This is a genomic window from Paenibacillus sp. VCA1, from assembly GCF_031583795.1.
Taxonomy (GTDB): Bacteria; Bacillota; Bacilli; order Paenibacillales; family Paenibacillaceae; genus Paenibacillus_AQ; species Paenibacillus_AQ albilobatus.
The window spans coordinates 174,056-189,315 of record NZ_JAVLSX010000009.1 but is presented as its reverse complement, the minus strand read 5'-3'; the positions used below and the strand labels follow the sequence as shown (position 1 = coordinate 189,315).

Annotated in this window: 16 protein-coding genes; 5 read left to right on the top strand and 11 right to left on the bottom strand. The window is 51.5% G+C overall.

Annotated features, from left to right (window positions below; translation table 11 throughout):
* Positions 1-10: 10 nt before the first annotated feature.
* From RJP21_RS20995 to RJP21_RS20960, 8 genes are all read right to left on the bottom strand, one after another.
* Positions 11-517, bottom strand: coding sequence for an ArsR/SmtB family transcription factor (locus RJP21_RS20995; protein ID WP_310861040.1), 507 nt, complete (start codon positions 515-517; stop codon positions 11-13).
* Between the two features lie 222 nt (positions 518-739).
* On the bottom strand, positions 740-1,489 hold the full coding sequence (locus RJP21_RS20990) for a polysaccharide deacetylase family protein (RefSeq protein WP_397386253.1): 750 nt from the start codon (positions 1,487-1,489) through the stop codon (positions 740-742).
* Complete coding sequence (locus RJP21_RS20985) at positions 1,486-2,070, bottom strand: YkoP family protein (protein ID WP_310861150.1); 585 nt, start codon at positions 2,068-2,070, stop codon at positions 1,486-1,488. The genes RJP21_RS20990 and RJP21_RS20985 overlap by 4 nt, the downstream gene beginning before the upstream one ends.
* Before the next feature lie 298 nt (positions 2,071-2,368).
* A complete protein-coding gene (locus RJP21_RS20980) occupies positions 2,369-3,058 on the bottom strand; it encodes an ABC transporter permease (RefSeq protein WP_310861038.1) in 690 nt (229 codons plus the stop codon).
* Positions 3,051-3,974, bottom strand: coding sequence for an ABC transporter ATP-binding protein (locus RJP21_RS20975; RefSeq protein WP_310861037.1), 924 nt, complete (start codon positions 3,972-3,974; stop codon positions 3,051-3,053). The genes RJP21_RS20980 and RJP21_RS20975 overlap by 8 nt, the downstream gene beginning before the upstream one ends.
* Before the next feature lie 157 nt (positions 3,975-4,131).
* Positions 4,132-5,064 carry a sensor histidine kinase gene (locus RJP21_RS20970; protein WP_310861036.1) on the bottom strand — a complete coding sequence of 311 codons (933 nt, stop codon included), beginning with the start codon at positions 5,062-5,064 and terminating at the stop codon, positions 4,132-4,134.
* Entirely contained in the window at positions 5,064-5,762 is a 699-nt protein-coding gene (locus RJP21_RS20965; RefSeq protein ID WP_310861035.1) for a response regulator transcription factor, read from the bottom strand. The genes RJP21_RS20970 and RJP21_RS20965 overlap by 1 nt, the downstream gene beginning before the upstream one ends.
* 228 nt (positions 5,763-5,990) lie before the next feature.
* The gene (locus tag RJP21_RS20960) at positions 5,991-6,557 is read right to left on the bottom strand and encodes a GbsR/MarR family transcriptional regulator (RefSeq protein WP_160042783.1); all 567 of its coding nucleotides are present in this window, start codon (positions 6,555-6,557) and stop codon (positions 5,991-5,993) included.
* A gap of 372 nt (positions 6,558-6,929) precedes the next feature.
* On the opposite strand from RJP21_RS20960, the gene RJP21_RS20955 reads away from it, so the two are divergent.
* From RJP21_RS20955 to RJP21_RS20945, 3 genes are read left to right on the top strand one after another with little or no spacing between them, the layout of a single operon-like run.
* Positions 6,930-8,147: a quaternary amine ABC transporter ATP-binding protein gene (locus RJP21_RS20955; RefSeq protein WP_310861034.1), complete on the top strand. Its 1,218-nt coding sequence runs from the start codon at positions 6,930-6,932 to the stop codon at positions 8,145-8,147.
* Positions 8,125-8,961, top strand: a complete 837-nt coding sequence (locus RJP21_RS20950; protein ID WP_310861033.1) for an ABC transporter permease — start codon at positions 8,125-8,127, stop codon at positions 8,959-8,961. Before RJP21_RS20955 ends, RJP21_RS20950 begins: the two co-directional genes overlap by 23 nt.
* A 1-nt stretch (position 8,962) precedes the next feature.
* On the top strand, positions 8,963-9,874 hold the full coding sequence (locus RJP21_RS20945) for a glycine betaine ABC transporter substrate-binding protein (protein WP_160042786.1): 912 nt from the start codon (positions 8,963-8,965) through the stop codon (positions 9,872-9,874).
* Positions 9,875-10,067: 193 nt separating this feature from the next.
* Here RJP21_RS20945 and RJP21_RS20940 read toward each other — a convergent pair whose 3' ends face one another.
* Positions 10,068-10,760, bottom strand: a complete 693-nt coding sequence (locus RJP21_RS20940) for an ArsR/SmtB family transcription factor (RefSeq protein WP_310861032.1) — start codon at positions 10,758-10,760, stop codon at positions 10,068-10,070.
* A gap of 101 nt (positions 10,761-10,861) precedes the next feature.
* Between RJP21_RS20940 and RJP21_RS20935 the strand changes: the two genes are divergently transcribed.
* Positions 10,862-11,482 (top strand): flavin reductase family protein, encoded by a 621-nt coding sequence (locus tag RJP21_RS20935; protein WP_310861031.1) that lies wholly within the window; start codon positions 10,862-10,864, stop codon positions 11,480-11,482.
* A 60-nt stretch (positions 11,483-11,542) separates the two neighbouring features.
* Here the strand turns inward: RJP21_RS20935 and RJP21_RS20930 are convergent, their stop codons facing one another.
* The gene (locus RJP21_RS20930) at positions 11,543-13,009 is read right to left on the bottom strand and encodes an S-layer homology domain-containing protein (protein WP_310861030.1); all 1,467 of its coding nucleotides are present in this window, start codon (positions 13,007-13,009) and stop codon (positions 11,543-11,545) included.
* A 386-nt stretch (positions 13,010-13,395) separates the two neighbouring features.
* On the opposite strand from RJP21_RS20930, the gene RJP21_RS20925 reads away from it, so the two are divergent.
* Positions 13,396-14,301, top strand: coding sequence for a hypothetical protein (locus RJP21_RS20925; RefSeq protein WP_397386252.1), 906 nt, complete (start codon positions 13,396-13,398; stop codon positions 14,299-14,301).
* 135 nt (positions 14,302-14,436) lie between these two features.
* Here the strand turns inward: RJP21_RS20925 and RJP21_RS20920 are convergent, their stop codons facing one another.
* Entirely contained in the window at positions 14,437-15,198 is a 762-nt protein-coding gene (locus RJP21_RS20920) for a DUF6081 family protein (protein WP_310861028.1), read from the bottom strand.
* Positions 15,199-15,260 lie beyond the last annotated feature (62 nt).

The following is a 15,260-nucleotide window of genomic DNA, read 5'->3' as shown; positions in this document are numbered from 1 at the left end:
CTGTTCAGGATTAAGCTTTTTCTTTCGGGCTTTCCGCTGAAACCACTTTAATGCCGACCGCATATTCCTCGCTGTCCGCCGTCTTGGAGGTTGTGGAAACCGTAACCCACTTCTCGAGCAATGACCTGAATTCCGCCAGCATCTCTTCCCTCTGTTCAGGCGAAAGCTGTACACGCAGGTTGATTTTTGTACTGGAAGCCGCATCATATTCATCAGCCAGTACAGGATCGATTAAATGGGCCCCGCGGGTGTTGAACCATTTGGCCTTGGACTTATAATATTTTTCCACAATACCGCCCACCGTCCGGGTTTCCACCAGATCGATCAACCCACCGTCGTAGAGCTTTTGAATATGGTAATGGATGCTTCCGGGGGATTCTCCCAGTTCATCCGCCACCTGTTTGGAGGTTTTCGCCGTATCAACCAACGCCTTAATAATTTTAACCCTCTGCGCGCTGCCCAGTAATTTAGCCTGCTCTACGGAAACCTCGGCAAATTGAGGTTGTTCGTCTTTCATCCCAATCGCTCCAATCTAATTTATTTAGTACAATCTACATTATTTATTCATTCTAATTTTCTAGATCGATTATGAATCGATAATAACCCGCCATTTTCCATTTGTAAATAGGCAAAATAAAAAGGTACAACCTCAAAAACATCAGGCTGTACCTGTATGATCGAGCACGGCTTCATCGCAACATGCCTATCACCTTGATTATTCATTTTTTATGATCGCCCATCAACCGACCCGGAATCCTTCCGAAAACTTGTTACTTAAACCATTCGGTTTATGCAGCAGTTCGTCGGCACGGACGCATTTATACCCTTGGATATGAACCGTGTCAAGGACTTCCTCAAGGCTTGCGATCATTCGACCCGGCGCATCAGGCTCCGCTCCCCAAGTATCCCCGCTATCGTGCAGCAAAATAATCGAGCCGGGCTCAAGCTGATCCAGGATCCGCTCTTTAAGCGGTTTGTTCCTGCTTTTTTTGCCCCAATCCCACCCCATGACCGACCACAATACGATCCGGTATTTTCGCAAAGCGAACAAATCGCCTAAATTCAAAATCCCCCATGGAGGACGGTAAAATGTCGGGCGCTCGCCCGTGATCCGCTCGATGATATCGGCTGACCTGCGGACATGCTTGTTCCGGATATGGCGCGGACTCATGAGCCAATTGGGAAGATGGGAATAGTTGTGGATCCCGATTTGATGCCCTTCCCTGTGAATCCGCCTCATCAGCTCCGGATGCCGCTCCGCTTTGCCGCCCAGGACAAAAAATGTCGCTTTGATCCTTTTTTTCTTAAGAAGATCCAGCAGTTTAGGAGTATGCAGCGGGTCAGGGCCATCGTCAAAGGTAAAAGCGATCTGCCTGCCGCGCCGGCCCCGCATCGTTACCCCCAATCCCCAGATCCGGGTGATCACATACGGAATGATCATATATACAAGGACAAACAGCAGCAGCAGATTCACGATCGCCATACTCATGCCGTTTCCTTAGCATAACGCAAAAGCAAGGATTTTCGGGTCAGCATCAGCATTTTGGGCACAAGCTTGGGCGCATTTTTTTTCGTGCGTTCCCGGCCCACCGGATGCAGCACCTTGAGCAAAAGCCGTAAATAATGGGTGGAAAACACGCGAAACCCCTTGGATTCCAGCGGATGCAGCTCAAAACCGAGCCCGTGAATGATACCGCGGTGCAGCAGCGTAATTCCGGTCAACGCTTTGACCTGCGCAAGCTCCGGTTCCGTCTTCATCGCCTCGCTGATCTGCTTGATCGATCTCCGCAGCATTCTTGCGGTCAAAAGCGCAGCCCGGTCAGCCCCCAGCTCTCTGGAGAGCTCCAATACCTGCCGGTTATCCAAATGGAGCTCGCCGACCCAATCCCCCGAATATATCCACTCCCCGTCCTGGCACTTCAGGTTTTTTCCGTGATGCCGACGGACAACCAGCTTGCAAATCCCGTATCTTTTTACTGCGGCGCTGCGCAGTTTCGTAATTTGGTCAAAAACCGCTTCCCAAGCCATCCATGCCGACTGTGCGCTTGCCTTCGTAATGGCAGCTAACATGTTCACGATTGGTCACATCTTTCTTTTCCATATTTGATTTGGTCTTCTGCAGTTAGACCGGCGCCTTTATTCCTGCAGGAAAGGCATTTGTTTAGTTAGACGACGGCAAACCGGAAATCCATGCCACTATTTTAAAAAATGAATCTATCGTTTCCCTTTCTTGTTTCTTACGGTTTTCTTAAGACGCAATGCTGGGGGTTATGGAAAAGTGATGCTTGGAATACAGACGTCCCTGCTGAATCATAAAAATAGCACCTCCTTTCGGGATCATCTCCCGCTAAGAAGGTGCTATTTTAAGTTAATTAATATCATTCTTGTCTACGTTGCGGAACGAAAGATAAGCAACCAGGGTACCGATAACCCCAAGGATCAACGGGACCGTTACATTTGTGCCGAGCGAAAATCCCTGGTTGTTGGAACTGATCAAGCCCCCGATAAGGATCGAGGATACGATCGTTGTCGGTACGGATTTCTTTCGCATCCCGAAGAATAAAGGAATGAGGCTGAGGCCCGCTGCTGACAGCGTTTGGATCAACAATTGGATCCCAGTATGCAATAATACGCCAGCCTCCGGTTTTCCCGAAACAAACTGAAAATGGCTGTTCAGAGCCAGAAACGACGTACAGATAATAAAAGTCGAGATGAGCATCGCTCCAAACGTAAGAGCCAGGACCAGCAGCATTTTTGCCATGATCAGCTTTTTACGCTCGATCGGGTACGTAAACAATAAGCTAATCGTTTTATTTCTGTATTCCTCGATAATCAATTTACTGAGCAAAACGGAAGCAAACACGATAAATACTGCACGGCAAAGTAGCCCCACTGTCGATAACGCATCGGCGAAACTCCCGAATGCAGGATCTCCTTTCCCCTCCGTGAAGACTATAAGAAATATGAATCCAGCCATCAGGATCGTCGCAATAACCGTGCCTCTATAAAACCAGCCTAACTTCTGCTTTTTCATCTCCAGCCGGATGAGCCTAAGCATGCTGCCCACCTCCGCTGATCTGATGCATAAAATACTCCTCAAGCGAAGTATGCTTATGGTTTATGGCTTCAATCGCCACATCGTTCAGTACCAGCGCTTTGGTTAATTCCTGCTGCGTCCACTTGGACTCATAAATGCGTATGACCGAATCGCCGACGATTTTAAAATTGCTGACACCCAGTTCGTTTTCCAATACAAAAACAGCTTGTTTGCAATGCGGGGTCACGAGTTCGATATAATCGGTATTTTCGCTGCGCATCTCACTCATGGACACTTCGCGGATAAATTTGCCGCCCTGGAGAATGCCGATTGTATCTGCAACCTGCTCGATCTCGCTCAGCAAATGGCTGGAGACCAGCAGCGTCATCCGGTACTCCTTGCTCAACATACGAAGCAGATTGCGAAAATCCTTGATCCCGACCGGATCGAGCCCGTTGATCGGTTCATCCAGAATAAGCAGCTCGGGTTTGGTTATTATCGCGCGGGCCATGCCCAATCGCTGCTTCATGCCAAGCGAAAACTCGGATACCGATTTGCCTTGGATGGAAGTGAGGTTGACCATCTCTAGCGCTTCGTTGATCTCTCGTTTGTTATAATAACCCATATATTCCGCATGCAGCTCCAGATTCTCGATCGCCGTCATTTTCTCGTAAAAAATCGGATACTCGATGATGTTGCCAATGCGTTTAAATATTTCAACCGACGAAGGCGTAAGCTTCTCTCCGAAAATTTCAATTTCGCCGCTGGTCGGTTTAACAAGATTCAGCATCATTTTCATCAGCGTCGTTTTGCCCGCTCCGTTTGGACCGAGCAGTCCGTAAATTTGTCCCTGCTGGATATTCATGCTGACATCGGAGACAACTTCTTTGCCTTTATAGGTTTTGCTGACATGGCGGGTACTGATGACATAACCCATTGATCTTTGCCCCTCTCCTTTGTTGCTTGATCACAGTATAACCGCCAACATTTTCATATTTCTTGCGCAATTCTTACGAATCTCTTAAGTGTGCGGGGTGGCCGCTCCGGTAAGCATCTTCAGAACGATTCCGTCCCCTTCGCTGCTTTCGCTAGCGTTAAGGCAGCTTTTTTAACGAGATCGTAAAAACGGTCCGTTCATACGGCTTGCTCGCCACCCGGATTTCCCCGCCCATCAGCTCAATCAGTCTTTTCGTAATCGTCAGGCCCAAACCGCTGCCTTGAAATCTTTTATTCCTTGAATCCTCCAGCGTGTACATCCGTTCGAAAATCAGCTCCTGATCGCGTTCCTGGATGCCTTTGCCCTTGTCCCAAACATCGATCAGTACCCGGCCCTGCTCTTCCCGCAGCTTCATCCCGACCACCTTGCCCTGTGACCCGTAACGGATCGCATTGCTCAGCACATTGTTTAATGCGCGTTTCAGTCCTTCTTCATTCCCCCAAGCATAAAGCGGCTTATCCGGAATGTCGATGTCCGTCTGCAGCCCTTCGGATTCGATCAGATCATAAAACATCAGCATGCTGTTTCTGGACACTTCATTGATATGTAAACGGGTCAGCGGCAGCTCCTTATCTCCCGATTCCAGCTTGGCCAGATCAAAGAAACGGTTGATCAGCTCCACGATCTCCACCGTCTTCGCATGCACCTTATCCAGCAGCCGTTCCCTTTCCTCCTGCGGCAAGCCGCCCTTCCGGTTCAACGTTTCAATATATCCGAGCACCACGGTAAGCGGCGTCTTCAAATCATGCGATATGTTGGCCAGCATCCGTCGCATCGCGATTTCTGTACGCATAAATCCTGTCTCCGACTGCCTGGTTTGCAAAAGCAAACGATTGACAGCAATCAGCAGTTGACGATATTCGGGATACTCCGTAAAAAGCAAAAGCTGCTCCTGCGAAGACGAATCCACAATCGCATTCAGTTTATCGATGATGTACCCAAGCTGCCCGGCTCTTTTTTTCCGGCCCACCCACTGCATCACGTTCAGCAGCGCCAGCACGATCGAAAGAATCAGCAGAACGGCAACCACTAAAATTCCCCCAGACGGTAGCCGATGCCCCACAGCGTTTTGATATACTGCGGATCGGAAGGCTGATCTTCGATTTTTTCGCGCAAACGGCTCATATGCACATTAATGACATTTTCATCGCCGAAATAGTCGTCATTCCAGACGGAGGTGAAAATGTGCTGCTTGGTGAATACCTTTTTCGGATTCGTCATAAACAGCTTCAAAATTTGCAGTTCTTTGGCCGTCAGCTTGATCTCCTCGCCGTTTTTGGTCACGGTCAAATGATCCAGATCCATCTCCAGTTCATGCACCCGGATGATTCGATTCTGCTGGGCCGGGGCCGCTTGCGCATAAGCCGTCACGCGGCGGATCGCGGCCTTCACCCTCGCCGTCAGCTCAATCATGGAAAAAGGTTTCGTAATATAGTCGTCCGCGCCAAAACCGAGGCCAAGCGCCTTATCCACTTCCCCATCCTTTGCGGATACGATCAGAACCGGCACATGGCTGCTTTCCCGGAGCTTTTTCAGGAAATCCATCCCGCTGATCTTGGGCAGCATCATATCCAGCAGCACCAGGTCATAATCACGTTCGGCAAACCGCTGGAGCGCCTCCTCCCCGTCTTTGGCAAGCACCACCTGAAAACCTTCCATCGTCAAATAACTTTCCACCATTTCGCCGATCGAGGCGTCATCCTCTACAAGAAGTATGTTCGAAGCCATGTACTCACGCCTTTCTATTCATTCCCTGTAGTTCTAATATACTGGAAACGGCGACCCGAGGTATATTCAAATTCGCTATCAAAATAACCAAAATCAAAATAACCGATCCGTTGAAAATGCAAAAGAACCCCGTTGACGGCCCCTTTTGGGAAAGGTTACATAACCGGAAGTCAGACGCTCAAAACAAAAAAAGGACCTTGGATGTCCTAACATCCCGGTCCTATATGTTTAATTTTCCCGTGGCGGCACTTTCGGCACCAGCTTGTAGATGTCCCCGTTTTCAAAAGTGTCGATCAGCCGGTCCAGCCACTCGTAATAAGCAAACGCATCCCGGAGCTTGGCTTTGTCCTTCCGCAGCATTTCCGCCATTTCCGGATCTTCCGCGTATTCTTTCTCCATTTTTTCGATCTCTTCCGTCGCCTTGCGAAGGACCGTCATGTTGGACTCCACGGATTTTCTCCATTTGACGTCAAAAAAGTCGGTAAACGTTTGGTACCAGTCGTATTCCACCTCGTACAGGTCTTTTCGCGAACCCTTTTCCCAAACCTTGTTCACCATTTTCAAATCGAGAAGCGTGCGGACGCCCGTGCTCATGCTGGTTTTGCTCATCTTCATCTCGGAGCCCATCTCGTCCAGCGTCATCGGCTTGTCCGCAAAAAAAAGCAGACCATAGAGATGCCCCGTAGATAAAGAGATGCCGTATAAGTCCATGTTTCTTCCGATCGTTTCGATCACGCGTTTTCGTATTTTGTCCAGCGCCGCATGCTGTGTTTCCTTGCCCGGGTCCAAGCCCATGCTTGCAACCTCCTTATGTTCAGCCATACTCTCGGGTGTTTTCCGTTAGATCACTCATCGCTTAGACGAAAATCCAGAGGCAACAACCTTCTTGGTCTATTGTAAAAAAACGCCTTTTAAAAGTAAAGAAGCCTCAGAAGCCGCAAACAGGAGCATCCGCGAGGAAAATCAAGAAATGGTTTGTACAGTTTTTACTGTACGTTCTTTACATACGGTTAAAACCTTTGTTACGATAGTTTTTAGTTGTTGCACAGTTCAACACCCCGTATTCAAACCGGCGTTCCTTTTTTCTGCTGTTTAAGGAACCGCCGGAACGGGTAATGGGGAGTTTGCCATTTTTTTGCTCGAACTGGTTTTTAAGGGGGGATTGATTTGTCCATCTTACAGCTTCAGAAGGTAAGCAAATTGTTCGGACCCCACGCGGAGAGCTGCGTGGAGCTGCTCGAACAAGGTTGGACCAAAGAAAGAATAGCCAAGGAGAAAAACGTGACCGTCGGCGTCAACCGCGTCAGCCTCGACATCGAGGCAGGCGAAATTTTCGTCATCATGGGATTGTCCGGCAGCGGCAAGTCGACGCTGGTGCGGATGCTGAACCGCCTCATTGAGCCGACGTCCGGGGAAATCCTGGTGCATGGCAAAGACTTGATGAAAATGAACAAGGAGCAGCTGCGAACCGTACGCCGTCAAACGATCAGCATGGTGTTTCAAAAGTTCGCGCTTTTTCCGCACCGCACCGTGCTCGAAAACGTGGAATACGGCCTTGAAATCCAAAAGGCGGAGAAGCGCCTGCGGCGGGAAAAAGCGAAGCAGTCGCTGGAGCTCGTCGGGCTGAAGGGCTGGGAGGACAAACGCCCGGATGAACTGAGCGGCGGGATGCAGCAGCGCGTCGGCCTGGCCAGAGCGCTGGCGAACGATCCCGAAATTTTGCTCATGGACGAAGCCTTCAGCGCGCTTGATCCGCTCATCCGGCGGGATATGCAGGACGAACTGCTGGACCTGCAGGAGAAGATGAAAAAGACGATCATCTTCATCACCCACGATCTTGATGAAGCGCTTCGGATCGGCGACCGCATCGCCCTGATGAAGGACGGGGCCGTCGTGCAGGTCGGAACGCCGGAGGAAATATTGACGCAGCCGGCCAACGCGTATGTGGAACGTTTCGTGGAGGACGTCGACCTGTCGAAGGTGCTGACCGCTTCGCATGTCATGCGCCGTCCCGAAACGATCATGGTCGAACGGGGGCCGCGCGTGGCGCTGGAAATGATGCGCGAACGCGGCATTTCCAACCTGTTCGTCGTCGACCGCGCCAAACGGCTGCTCGGCGTCATCACGGCGGAAGACGCGTCGGCCGCGATGCGCAGCGGGCAGTCGCTGGAGCACATCTTGATCGTCGACGGGCCGCGCGTCCATCCGGACGTCGTCATAAACGAATTGTTCGAGGTAACCAGCCTCGCCAAAGTGCCTCTCGCCGTCGTCGACGACGAAAACCGTCTCCTCGGCGTCATTGTCCGCGGCGCCCTGCTCGGCGCTCTTGCGGGAGAAAACGGCTCGAAGGAGGTGAACCCGGATGCAGAAAATACCGCTGGATAATTGGGTCGAAACTTTGGTCGGCTGGATGGAGGATCATCTGACGTTTTTATTCGATATCATCTCGGGCGCCATTGAGGGCATCGTGAATGCTTTCACCTGGCTGTTTATGCTGCCTCATCCGTTTCTTTTTATCGTTATTTTGGGCATTCTTGCCTACTTGGTGGGACGCTGGCCGCTGGCTCTGTTCTCCGTCGTCGGATTTTTGCTCATCTACAACCTGGACTACTGGTCGCAAACGATGGATACGCTGAGCCTCGTCATTACCTCGGCCCTCATCTCCGTTGTGGTCGGCATTCCGATCGGCATCTGGTGCGCCTATAGCAAAGGCGCCGCCCGGATCATTACGCCACTGCTTGATTTCATGCAGACCATGCCGGCGTTCGTGTACCTGCTGCCCGCCGTCTTCTTCTTCAGCCTGGGGGTCGTGCCTGGCGTGATCGCCTCGGTCATCTTTGCGATTCCGCCGACCATACGCCTGACCCTGCTGGGGATCCAGCAGGTGTCAGGCGAGCTGACCGAAGCGGCGGACGCCTTCGGTTCCACTTCCGGCCAGAAGCTGTTCAAGGTGCAGCTTCCGCTGGCCCTGCCGACGCTGATGGCAGGCGTGAACCAGACGATCATGCTCTCCTTGTCCATGGTCGTCATCGCTTCCATGATCGGCGCGCAGGGCATCGGCGCGGAAGTGTACCGGGCCGTAACCCAGCTCCAAATCGGCAAGGGCTTCGAAGCCGGTCTCGTTGTTGTTATTTTGGCCATTGTACTTGACCGTTTTACGCAAGGTTTATTCAAATCCGAACGAAAAAGGGGAAGATAAGATGAGAAAACAAAGTAAATGGATGCTTCTGCTTGGACTCGCCGGCGTACTGACACTTTCGGCCTGCAACACGAGCGGCGGCGCGGATAACAAGGCAAGTGGCGGGAACGGCGCCGAATCCTTCGGAAAACAGGTCAAACACGAAATCATCGGGATCGACCCGGGCGCCGGCATCATGAAGGCCACCAGCAAAGCGATTGAGGAATACGGCTTGTCCGACTGGAAACTGGTCGAAGGCTCGAGCGCTGCCATGACGGCGACGCTGGCTAAGGATATCAAAGCCAAAAAACCCGTGGTGATTACCGGCTGGACGCCGCATTGGATGTTTTCCAAATACGATCTGAAGTACCTTGACGATCCGAAGAAGGTGTACGGCGAAGCGGAAGAAATTCATACCATCGCCCGTCAAGGCTTGAAGGATGATGAGCCGACCGCCTATCAGTTCCTGGACCGTTTCGAGTGGACCTCGGATGAAATGGGCGAAATCATGACCGCCATCGAAGAAGGCGCAAAACCCGAAGACGCGGCCAAAAAATGGGCCGACGACCATCCGGACCGCGTGAACGAATGGATCAAGGATCTGAAGCCGGTAAACGGCAAGCCGCTGAAGCTCAGCTATGTCGCCTGGGATTCGGAAATCGCCAGCACCAACCTGCTGCAATACGTTTTGCAGGATAAGCTCGGCTACAAAGTGACCGCGCTCCAGGTCGAAGCCGGCCCGATGTGGACCGGCGTCGCAAACGGCGATGTGGACGCATCCGCCGCCGCTTGGCTGCCGCTGACCCACGCGGACTACATGGAGAAATACAAGGATAAAGTCGATGACCTTGGCCCCAACATGACCGGCGTCAAAACCGGGCTGGTCGTGCCGTCGTACGTCGACATCAACTCGATCGAGGATTTGAAAAAATAATGAGGTTTCGGTCCCGAAGCCAAGCATAACGCTGGAAACGTTCCGACCGCCCAAACGCAATTTGGGCGGTCTTTTTTTATAATATGAGAGAGTATTAACTACGGAGTTATTTCGTCCTGATATTGCAAAAAAACTACCTTTAAACGCGGTCTGTCTTCTTAGGGAGTACGTCGATCGACGTTTTTCTTTTGGATCAAATATCTACTGAAAATGTTTCTTTAAGCCCCTGCTTGCCTTCCGAAGTGATGCTGACCGCCCGCGTTTTGGGCACGCGCTGTACCCACTGCAGCTCTACCAGCCTGTCAAGCAAAGCGTTCCCCAAAGCACCGCCCAGATGGTGGCGCCTTTCGCTCCAATCCAAACATTTGTGGGAGAACGACCGCCGCTTTTTCTTGACCTGCGCAATGTTGATTTGAAGGGATTCGAAAAACGCCTCTCCGCTTTCGGTCACTGCAAACCCTTCGGTTGTCTCTTGAATGATTCCCCTTTGTTTCATAGAATCCGTCAGCTGCACCCCCACGTTGCCCGCCAAGTGATCATAACAAGTTCTGGCCCATCGGATGGCTTGATCCTCCGTCGCTTGCCGCAGCGATTTAATTTCAACCGGCGGAGCCAGGGCAAGAAGCGACTCCATCGTCTGCGCGACTGTGGAATCCCGTATGCCGTAGTATCGGTGTCTTCCATGTTTTTCAAAGACAATGACGTTACCTTCGACCATTTTGGCTAAATGAAAGCTGGCCGTTTGCGGCTTGATGCCCGCCATATTGGCCAATTCGCTTGCAGGGTGAAATCTGCCGTCGAGCAGGGCCGTCAACATGGCTGCACGCGAAGGCTCGCTCACAAGGGAAGCGATCAAGGCCACATTCGGATTGGAATTTGTACGCATTGGAAGTATCCCCCTTCAAAATATGCAATCCACACTTCGATGATAATTGAAATATTTATGCTTTACAATCACAAAGAAGACGAAAAGGAGGAACATGCAGCATGGAAATACAAAATCCGATTTTTGAAGCCGTGACGATTCAACCTAAAATTCTATACTATGGCACGCCGGTGATTCTGCTGAACACGCTGAACGAGGATGGAACCGTCAATATTAGCCCGATCTCATCATCTTGGGCACTGGGAGACTGCATCGTATTGGGGCTCGGCCTTGGAGGAAAAGCCATCGAAAACGTGCAGCGGCATCCCGAATGCGTCATCAACGTTCCGGATCCTTCGCTTTGGGAGAACGTGGAAAGGCTGGCTCCTTATACGGGAAAAAATCCGGTTCCGGATTTCAAAAAACAGAACGGATTTTTATATGGAAAAGAAAAATACGACATCGGCGGGCTTACTCCTACAGCATCGATTGCCGTAAAACCTTCCCGGATCGCGGAATGCCCCATTCAAATCGAGGCGAAGGTCAAACATATTCGTATCCCGGACCATTCCCCCATGTTTGCCATTGTGGAGACGCAGTCCGTGCAGGTGCACGCCCATAAAGAAATCGTGACGGGAGAACATCATATCGATCCTCGAAAATGGGGCCCATTAATTTACAATTTCAGGCATTATTTCTCCCTTGGCAAGCCGTTAGGGAAGACCTTTCGGGCGGAAATATGAATGGCTGGGCATACCTAAAAATACGGCACAAGCCCAAGGCTCGTGCCGTTTCTTCTTTATTTATTTTTTGCCGTTCCCGCGGCCTTTTTCATTCCCGTGACCTTTTTCATTCCCGCGTCCCTGATCGTTTTCTTTATCTTTGCCTTTGCTCAGGTTTTTTTCCGACTGCTTTTTCTCGATCTTGATTTCTTTTCCGTTCGAGAACTTCACCGAAAGCTCCAGCTTTTGGATGTCGTCGTTGTTCAATTTCAACGCGGATACCAGTTTGCTTACGGCTTCCTCGGCCGTCGTTTCCTCGGCAATCGCTGCGTCGCCGATCAATTTTTCGATCGCCGCCGCGGCTGCCTTGCCCTCCAGCTTCTGTTTCATTTGGCCGGATTTGAGTTCAAACTCCGCTTCGATTTTACCTTTTTTGTTTTTATACTCCACGTTCACTTCTCCCTGGCCGCCCAGCTTGATCTCGAGATCCAATTCCACGACCGTCGCTTTGGAGGAGTTTCCCGGATTCGTTGCGGGATCTTTTGCGCCTTCATCCGGCTTTGAATCCAGCAGTACGGCTTCCCGGACGATGTTGTCCAAAACGGTCAACTGCACGGAATCATTGACCGCGAGCTGGTCTGCGCGAACGTATTTGTTATGGTACGTCACGAGCAGCTCCGAAGAAATGCCGTAGGTAAGCGACTTGTTGTCGTACGTCGCAATGGTGACGCTTCCGTCGACGGAACCGTACACGCTGCCGCTGACCGTCGATGGAGATGTGCCTTCCGCAGTCTTTTTAAACTCGATGTTTTGAATCACGCCGCTTGCTTTAACGGCCCCAGCTTGATCAAGCAAACCTCCGCCGGTTCTGTCCAGCAGCGCGGCGATTTCGGCGCGGGTCACGCTTTTGTTCGGTTTGAACGTGCCGTCCGGATAACCGCCGATGATTCCTTTCTCGACCGCAACGTTGACGTAACCGATGGAGCCGGCCGGAATGGAAGCCGCATCCTTGAAGGAAGGCGTCTTGTTCATTTCATGCAGCGCCTCCTGCTGCAAACCGAGCGATTTGACCAGCAGCCCCGCAATCCATACGCGGCTTGCCGGTTTTTCCGGCTGGACGGATTGCTCGGATGCGTCAAACAAGCCGTTTTCCAGTGCCGTCAAAATATAACCTTTCGCCCAAGGATATTTTTTGTTGATCTGTTCGGCATCCTTGAAAAAGAGTTTGGCATCCGGCTTCTGCGCTTTAGCCTGATCCTCCAGCCCAAGCAGCCGGACGGCCATGACAATCGCCTCTACCCGGGTAACCGGCTGGTTTGGCCGGAACGATCCGTCCTCGAACCCTTGAAGGACGTTTTTCGATTTCATTTTCGCGATGTAGGCCGAGGCCCAATTCGCATCCTCGATATCTTTAAAGTCGAGGGCAAACGGGGATACCGCGTCTTTTGCCGCCGATTTTTTGTCGCTTGCCGCCGAGGTCAGCCCGGAAAAGCCGACGGTCAGGATGAAGACCAGCGCAAGCATGAGCAGATTTCTAGCTGTTTTCAACGAAGACTCATCTCCTTCAAAGTTGATTGCTTTATTCAGCCGGCCTATATGAACTAACTTCGAACACTCCCTGCATTCTTGAGGGCCGCCTAAGAGCCGGCCGGCTTGTAGTCAATCTAATGTAGTTTATCGACATGGTTCGATATTTTTTTATGAGTATTGAGACCTAAATTACCTCGAAAATGAACCCCCCCTATAGACGTTCTCCTCGGATTTCGGGAAGGATGCTCGCGACAAACTTGAAACAAATGGGCTCAGGCTTTGGTCGGGGAAACCTATCGACCAAAGTCCAGAATAAAGTCCGGTCCGCCGGTGGAGGCTCGAGCTTTCGAATTCCAATAAAATACAATTAATCTTAAATTGTATCGGATGGGGAGATGAGAATGATGAAAACGGTCAGGAGCTTAGAAGGAAACAAAACGATTCGTTTATTCGAAGGGGAAAAAGGGCTTGTCCTTACGTCCGTCCTCGGTTTTTTGCTGTCGGCGTTTTGCGGGCTTTGGGTGCTCGCGTTCGGGAGCGAAGCGCCTCCGGGGGGAAACATCCTCAATGCGTTCTCTTTTAATGCCGCGATCGGCATCTTTCTGCTGTCGACGGCGGCCATTTTGCCGTATTCGGGATTGGGGAGAACGGGCAGAGCCTTCTTCCGCTATCCTTATATCGTCCTCGCGCTGTATGCCTATGCAGCCGAAACCGTACAAAACTTTCGGGGCGTGAATCCCAGGTTTGTCAAGGATGGCGTTCCTTTCGATGCGGCCGTCGGCTCCATTTTCGCTACGGTGGCATTGCTGCTCGTCCTTTTTTATCTGGTTCTGGCCATCGCTTATTTCCGCCCCCGAATATACGCGAGTTATCCGGAGATGGCGGCCGGGATTCGTTATGCGATGATTGCCGTCATGATGTCTTTCGCCGCGGGAATATGGATTTCGATGAACCAAGGCCGGATGGTAGGCCTTCACGGCAACATCATTTGGCTGCACGGCCTTGGCTTCCATGCGCTTCAGGCCATCCCGCTCGTCGCCTGGCTGGCGGAGCGTTCCTCCCTTCCCAAGGCTATGCGGAAGCGGATGATTCATGTCACCGGCGTAAGCTACATTTTAGGTCTGGTCGCGATCGGCTGGCAGACGGTGCTTGGCCATGCGGTGCTCGAATGGTCATTCCTGCCGATTGCGGCCGGCGCATGCTTCCTGGTCTCGCTTCTCGCTGGAGTATTTGTGCTTCGCAATACGCCGTCGGACCGGATTTTCACGCCATCGGCGGCGCAAGCCTCCCGTCGTTCCCGCGTTCTGTAAAATCGCCACCAAAGCGGGGCATGTAACACTTCAAAGCGGGTTTAAGGTACTATTGCGGCGTCTCCGGTAATTCGCTAAAAAAAGGCGGCCCCGATCTCCAATGCTGGAGCAGGGTCGCCTTTGTTCCATCGGACATTACTTCTCTTCCGAGGTATTTGTCTGCTTGCTTCCGTCTTTGATCGTAACCGTGACCGGCGAATATTCCGCGGTGACCGTTTGCCCGTGAACGGACACGCTGCCCTCCGGCGAAATGTCTTTTTCGGTCATGATGCCAAGCGCGATCGTAAATTCGTTGAATTTGATCGGGATCTGTTTTTCGCGGCGGATTTCTACGCCGTTCAGATAAAAGATCGCTTCGTCGTTCCCGCGGTCATACGTAATTTTGTACGTGTTGAACTCGCGCGCTTTGAAGTTGGTATCTTCCTTGAAAATACAAAAGTAGCGCGTCTTATCGGACGGCGGCACCTCTACCCCAGGGAAAGGAAGCACGGCGTAGACGCTGGCGTACTTGTCGTTTCCGGCAAAAAAGTCGAGCGCCGCGCCGGTCGTGAAATCAAGCAAATTAAGGGAAACATACCCGTCGTACAAATCGCCCGGAACCGTATTTTGCGTGCGCGCGCGGATTTGCAGCTCAAAGCTGACTTCGCCGGATTCCGGCACTTTGATCGTTTCCACGGAGTAATACATATGTTTGGCGTTGTCCAAAATTTGAATCTGGTCGTTTTGGCGGCTCAGCGGAGCTCGCACGTACAGGATGCCGTTGCGGACGATGACGACCGCATTCGGCTCGCGGTATTCCCAGAACGAACCGTCCGGCAGCGGAAATCCGCCGATTTTCCAAACCTCGCCTTCCGATAAAATGGTATGAAAATCGCCGATCACTTTTTGTTGTTCCATGTGTCTAAGACTTCCTTTCTGCTTGCGGTTAGAATATTAAAAATCCGGCGGGCGAAATCGCC